The sequence below is a fragment of the Xanthomonas pisi DSM 18956 genome (assembly GCF_001010415.1).
GTDB classification, from domain to species: domain Bacteria; phylum Pseudomonadota; class Gammaproteobacteria; order Xanthomonadales; family Xanthomonadaceae; genus Xanthomonas; species Xanthomonas pisi.
In genome coordinates this window covers 1-434 of sequence record NZ_JPLE01000200.1, presented here as the reverse complement: position 1 = coordinate 434, position 434 = coordinate 1, and the positions used below count along the sequence as shown (strand labels likewise).

Below are 434 nucleotides of genomic sequence, written 5' to 3'. Positions count from 1 at the left end.
TTTCAAGCCAAACGCCGCGCCCTTTCCGGTTGGTGCCGATTACATCCGGCACGCCATCGCCCGTCATGGATTCGATTCTTTGAAGCTTCAACACTGATTCTGAATACTTCTTCAGGGGCACAAAAATGTATTTTTGTTCACGGTTGTTTGTTGCCATCTGGATACACCTGTTTGATAACGTCGACGATGAACATATCAATGCCTTCAAGCTTGCGGCCTTTCATCAGGAAGAATGCACCGTTCCCGACGTTCTCTGCAATGTACTTCCCGTATTTCTGGAACTTCTCTGGGCGAATCCTGAAGCGCATTGGCGAGTCGGTCGAATCGTCCTTGCACATAAGGTCAATGAACTGAGTCTCAAGCTTGTTTCCATACTGGTCAAACTCTGCGTAGCGGCCATCAGCTTGAAGACCCTTTTTAAGTTTGCCGTGCTT

General features: G+C 48.2%; 1 protein-coding gene. It reads right to left on the bottom strand.

What is annotated here, in order from left to right:
• Nucleotides 1-137: 137 nt before the first annotated feature.
• Nucleotides 138-434 (bottom strand): hypothetical protein (locus Y887_RS20765; protein ID WP_046965602.1); only part of this gene is annotated, 297 nt, incomplete at its 5' end.